Genomic DNA, 5,413 nt, shown 5'->3' on the forward strand with positions numbered 1-5,413 from the left:
ATTATAGATAATGATAACATCATATTCTCCTTTATTAATTTTTCATCTAGAAATAATTTTTTCTAAGTTAATTATATCTTAAGAATCTATAAAGATGAATAATTTAAATCAGCCTTGTTGAAAATAAAAAATTAGAAAAAAATTTCGATATATTTTTTTATTAAGAATATTCTATTAGACTTAAATTAATGATTTTAAATTTTATTTAGTATATAATAAATAAAAAGAATATTAATAGTTGATTAGAAAAAATTTGTAAAATCTTAAATTTTTATAGAAATATAAAAAGCTATGATTTTTATAAGGATAATATTTGTAACCTTAACATTAATAAATTTCAATTCTTCAAATTTTAATTCGAATATTATATCAGGATGTTTAATTTTTTCTGTACTCCTTTCATCATTTATTTTTGCTAAAGAATATAAAAAGTGAACTCTATATCATAGAGTTCACTATAGAAGATTGATTTAATTTAGTATTTCTAATACTGTATTTAATACAGCATGACCATTACAAGTACCATAGTTTACCATATCTATTATAGCTACTGGAGCTTTATCTCCAACTATAGATTTTACATCATCAAACATAAATCTAAGCTGTGGTCCAAGAAGTAAAATATCAAAATTACCAAGTTCTGATTTTATATTTCCTTCTCCAACTGCCCATATTTTACAGTCTATATCTCTTTTCTTTGCATCTTTCTCCATTTTATTTACCAATAAAGTAGAAGACATACCACCAACACACACTAATAATATCCTAATCATTAATATCTCCTTTTTAATCAAATCTACATATATTCTGATTAAAAAGTATATGTAGAAAAGTTTACATTTATAACTTCCTGTATTTTACTTTTAAATTATATCAAATTTTTCCAATTTTTTCACTACTATAGCTTATTTTATATTTTTAATGTCCACTTTTCTACTTCTTCACAAATATTTTCAGATTTTAATATTGCAGATATTATAGCATATCCATCACTATTTAAACACTTAAGTTTATCTATATTATCTAGTTTTATCCCACCAATCAATACAAATGGTATATCTACCTTTTCTTTAATTTCTTTGACAGTTTCAAATGATGCGGATTTAGCATCCAATTTAGTAGATGTTGTAAATATAGACCCTATACCTAAATAGTCTGCACCATCATTTTTTGCACAGATAGCTTCTTCTAAAGTTCTTGCTGATACACCTAGTATTTTATTCTTCCCTATAAGCTTTCTAACTTCCTTGGCATCAATGTCACTCTGTCCTACATGTACTCCATCTGCATCACAAATAATTGCTATATCTACTCTATCATTTATTATAAACTTAACACCATGTTTTCTAGTTATTTCCCTTAGCCTCATAGCCTTTTTTAAAAATTCTTTTCCAGAAGCATTTTTTTCTCTAAGTTGCACAGTTGTTATTCCAGAAGCTATTGCATCTTCAATACATTTATAAAAATCTCTACCTTCTAGCATTTCAGAATCAGTCACTAAATATAACTTTAAGTCTTTTTTTAAACATTCTTTATCTATCATTTACATCCTCCTGTTGAGCATTTATTCATTTAAAAATTCAATATTAGAGTATTTACTTATAATCTCTTCGTCCATTTGGTAAATAGAATTCATTAGCTTTTCTTTAAATGTACCTATTGGTGGATTATTTAAATTAGCCAACTCTCCACTTAATGACATTGTAAGTACACCAATTGTAGCTGCTTCTAATGTATTTTTAGTCACAGCCATAAAACTTGCAATCAAGCTAGCAGTCATACATCCTGTACCTGTAATACCTTTTAGCTTCTCAGTTCCATTATTTATTTTATATGTATCCTTACTATCAGTTATTATATCTATTTTTCCAGTTGCTGCAACTATACATTCAAGCTTTTCAGAAACTTTTTTTATTATATCAGTAGAATCTTCTTCATCATCAAAGGAATCTACTCCCTTACCCATTACATCAAAACCACCTATAAATTTTATTTCTGCTATATTCCCTTTAACCACGTCAAATTTAACTTCATTTAAAAGCTTATTTGTAAGTTCTGCTCTGGCTTTACTTGCAAAGACTCCCACTGGGTCTAAGATAACAGGTTTATTGTATTTATTTGCAGACTTTCCAGCCAATAAAAACAAATCTAATATATTTGAATTCATGGTTCCTATATTTATAACTACAGCATTTGCTATACTTACCATTTCTTCTACTTCCTCATATGAAAAACTCATAAGAGGGCTTGCACCTATAGCTAAGGTTACATTAGCACAATCATTTATTGTTACATTATTAGTATAGTGAATTACTAATGGGTTTGCTTTCTTTACATCTTCAATTAAATTATACATATTCTACCTCCATAAAATTTTATTTACTATTCAAACTTATAAAAATGATGTACTGGACCTACTCCATGACCTATATCAAAACTATTTTTTATTGCTTCTGTTATATAAATTTTACTTAATTTTACTGCTTCTTTTATTTCATAACCTAATGCAAGGTAAGATGTTATTGCAGAAGATAATGTACATCCTGTTCCATGTGTATTTTTTTTATCAATTCTTTCACTTTTATACACTTCAAATATATTTTTACCAACTAAAATATCCACTGCTTCTCCATCTAAATGTCCGCCTTTCATAAGAACAAATTTAGGTCCAAGCTCTAATATTTTCTTTCCTACACTGTTCATATCATCTACATTATGTATTTTTATTCCTGTAATTTCTTCTGCTTCTGGAATATTTGGTGTAATTATATATGCAAGTGGTATTAAATATTTAATTAGATTTTCCTTTGCTTCTGGTTTTAATAAATAATATCCACTTTTAGATATCATTACGGGGTCTACTACTAAATATTCTGGATTGTATTTTTTTAAATTTTCAACTATTTCAAGTATAATTTCTGGACTTGAAACCATTCCTATTTTTACTGCTCTTGGAGGTATATCATCAAATACTGCCTCTATTTGTTTTTTTATTATACTTTGACTTAAATCTTCTACAGCAAAAACACCTTGAGTATTTTGTGCCGTTATAGCTGTTATTACACTCATTCCATATGTGCCAATTGCACTAAAAGTTTTCAAATCAGCTTGGATTCCAGCTCCTCCAGACGAATCTGAACCAGCTATTGTAAGTGTTGGTATTTTATAGTTACTCATTTATACCCTCCTAAAAATTTAATTTAAATAAATTAACTAAAAAAGCTATACCTACAATAGGTATAGCTTAGAAATTCGCATATATCACAAATAATACATACTTAAGTTTTATACTAAGCTTTCCTACGCTGGCATTATCCAGTTCAGGTGTAAGGGTCGGTATTCCTCTCAGCTCTTGGCTCCCCTAGCTATTTTAATTTATTATATTTATAACTTCATTATATTACAATAGTATTTATTGTCAAGTTTTTACACTATATACATTTATTTACTATGTAATTAAAGACACTTACTTCAGTTCTTTTATCTCTTCTCCAATAATATAATTTTCTTTATTGTCAATTGAATCTATAAGTATATTGGGATTTTTTATTATAGATAATTTTTTATCTCTAGTTAATTTTTTTATATAGTATTCTAATTTCATTGCATTACTTTTTGTATTTGTTACAAAGTAAACTTCTAACTTTTTAAATCCCTTTGCTCTAGTATACTTTGAATTAATTCCTAGCTTATGTTCATTCATTCTTCTTACTATATTGCTAGTATATCCAGTATATAGAGAATCATCTTTACATCTTATAATATATGTAAAATACATCTTAATTCACATCCTTAAATTAAATATATAAACATTATATTATAAAATAAAAAAAACTACTGTAAATTATATATATTAATCAGCTCTAACAATAACTCAAATGCAAATTCGTAAAGTAGATTCTAAGAGTATTTGACGCTAAATTTTGACATATTAATAACATATCTATTCTTCTAACAAAAAATTCACAAATATAAAAAAATAAAATTTTCAAAAAAATTATAATTTTCAAAAAAAATAAATTGACATATATAAAAAAATTATGATAACCTAATAAAAAGGGGGCAATGATTATGGAAAACAATTTAATTAAAGCTAAAAGCAATAATATTGAATTATCACAAAAGAACTTATTTAAAGTCAATTTACAGATAGGTGTAGACTTTACACTTTTGTCAAAATCACTTAAAGCCTTTTACAAAAAAGAAGAAGATTTTTATTGCATTGCTCTTGCACCATGCAATGTATCTGATGAAAAAGCAAATAAGAAGATAAATATTTCTGAGATGATAAAAGAAATTAATACTTTAATTGAAAGTGTAACTGATAAAAGCGAACTTTTAAGTGAAGAAATATTTACAAACAATCTATCAGAATTTTTTGACGAATCTTTAGATAACATTTATATAGAGTTAAGACAAGCATATCTATATCTTAAGAAGAACACAAACAATATTGATATAGAAAACTCCATTGAATATGTATTCGATGTCAGTATAAGTAATGAAACAAAAATGAAAGAAAATCCACTGATTAACTTTAATTCACTTTCTTTAGTGGTATGGAGTGGTGAAACAAAAAATATTTTACATCAAATGAACATTTTAGACTTAGAAAATATTCACTCCTATCTTTCAGAAAACAATACAAATATGACTCTTTATCAAGATGATAATCTCAAATATGAAGTTAACGAAAACAGTGAAAATATAGGAAAAAGTAATATAGATATAATTGAACAAATGCTTATACTTCCAGATAATTCAGACTATGATAAAGATGAAGTTGAAAACATGAAAAACAGACTTTCAAACATAAATGGAAAATATCTACAAACACTTAAAGAAAAAAATATAGTTATAAAATTAATAAATTCAAATTTAACTGACGAACCAGAATTTAGTGATTTAAAACACCAATTACCTCCGTGTTGGGTAAGATCAGGTAAAACTTGGAAGGATGTACCTGGGGTATATAGAAACAACTCTATTGTAGCTAAAATAGGTTATAGTAACCCTAGTTATGCAAATGTTCATTCAGCTAAAAATTTGGAATTACATGAAACTGCACATGCTATAGATAAAAATGTCTTAGACAAAAAATCAAATTCAGAAGAATTTATGGAAGTGTTTACTCAAGAAAGATATAAACTTTATGACCCTAAACAAGTTGCACATGCATATATTAGTAAATTTCCAGAAGAATTTTTTGCGGAATCATTTGTCCATTATTATCTTGATGAAGACTCAAAAAATATATTGAAAGAAAATTGTCCTTTAACATATAATTTTCTTGAAGAATTAGAACTAAGCTATGAAATACATTAATACTTAATAATATATTTCTATTTAATAAATTACTCTTTATAAAAGACTTTTTGATATTTATGTTATAATATTTCTAATGGTTATATTT

General features: G+C 25.8%; 6 protein-coding genes and 1 riboswitch. Of the genes, 1 reads left to right on the top strand and 5 read right to left on the bottom strand.

From position 1 onward, the window contains the following. Window positions 1-470 precede the first annotated feature (470 nt). From KGF52_RS20165 to KGF52_RS20185, 5 genes are all read right to left on the bottom strand, one after another. Window positions 471-773, bottom strand: a complete 303-nt coding sequence (locus KGF52_RS20165; RefSeq protein ID WP_227827454.1) for a PTS sugar transporter subunit IIB — start codon at window positions 771-773, stop codon at window positions 471-473. A gap of 137 nt (window positions 774-910) precedes the next feature. Then, on the bottom strand, window positions 911-1,543 hold the full coding sequence (gene thiE, locus KGF52_RS20170; protein WP_227841410.1) for a thiamine phosphate synthase: 633 nt from the start codon (window positions 1,541-1,543) through the stop codon (window positions 911-913). A gap of 21 nt (window positions 1,544-1,564) precedes the next feature. Then, complete coding sequence (gene thiM / locus KGF52_RS20175) at window positions 1,565-2,356, bottom strand: hydroxyethylthiazole kinase (RefSeq protein ID WP_227841411.1); 792 nt, start codon at window positions 2,354-2,356, stop codon at window positions 1,565-1,567. 26 nt (window positions 2,357-2,382) lie between these two features. Continuing rightward, window positions 2,383-3,177 carry a bifunctional hydroxymethylpyrimidine kinase/phosphomethylpyrimidine kinase gene (thiD, locus tag KGF52_RS20180; protein ID WP_227827451.1) on the bottom strand — a complete coding sequence of 265 codons (795 nt, stop codon included), beginning with the start codon at window positions 3,175-3,177 and terminating at the stop codon, window positions 2,383-2,385. Between the two features lie 103 nt (window positions 3,178-3,280). Next, window positions 3,281-3,373, bottom strand: a riboswitch (TPP riboswitch). Window positions 3,374-3,466: 93 nt separating this feature from the next. Continuing rightward, a complete protein-coding gene (locus KGF52_RS20185; protein ID WP_227841412.1) occupies window positions 3,467-3,778 on the bottom strand; it encodes a GIY-YIG nuclease family protein in 312 nt (103 codons plus the stop codon). Between the two features lie 293 nt (window positions 3,779-4,071). On the opposite strand from KGF52_RS20185, the gene KGF52_RS20190 reads away from it, so the two are divergent. Beyond that, window positions 4,072-5,325, top strand: coding sequence for an anthrax toxin lethal factor-related metalloendopeptidase (locus KGF52_RS20190; RefSeq protein WP_227841413.1), 1,254 nt, complete (start codon window positions 4,072-4,074; stop codon window positions 5,323-5,325). The last annotated feature ends 88 nt before the right edge of the window (window positions 5,326-5,413 follow it).

This window comes from Clostridioides sp. ZZV15-6597, assembly GCF_020657815.1.
In the GTDB taxonomy this organism is placed as follows: Bacteria; Bacillota; Clostridia; order Peptostreptococcales; family Peptostreptococcaceae; genus Clostridioides.

Excerpts from the sequence above, each read along its gene's own strand:
- KGF52_RS20185 (WP_227841412.1), bottom strand. The coding sequence starts at position 3,778 with ATGTATTTTACATATATTATAAGATGTAAAGATGATTCTCTATATACT.
- thiM (WP_227841411.1), bottom strand. The coding sequence starts at position 2,356 with ATGTATAATTTAATTGAAGATGTAAAGAAAGCAAACCCATTAGTAATT.
- KGF52_RS20165 (WP_227827454.1), bottom strand. The coding sequence starts at position 773 with ATGATTAGGATATTATTAGTGTGTGTTGGTGGTATGTCTTCTACTTTA.
- thiE (WP_227841410.1), bottom strand. The coding sequence starts at position 1,543 with ATGATAGATAAAGAATGTTTAAAAAAAGACTTAAAGTTATATTTAGTG.
- thiD (WP_227827451.1), bottom strand. The coding sequence starts at position 3,177 with ATGAGTAACTATAAAATACCAACACTTACAATAGCTGGTTCAGATTCG.
- KGF52_RS20190 (WP_227841413.1), top strand. The coding sequence starts at position 4,072 with ATGGAAAACAATTTAATTAAAGCTAAAAGCAATAATATTGAATTATCA.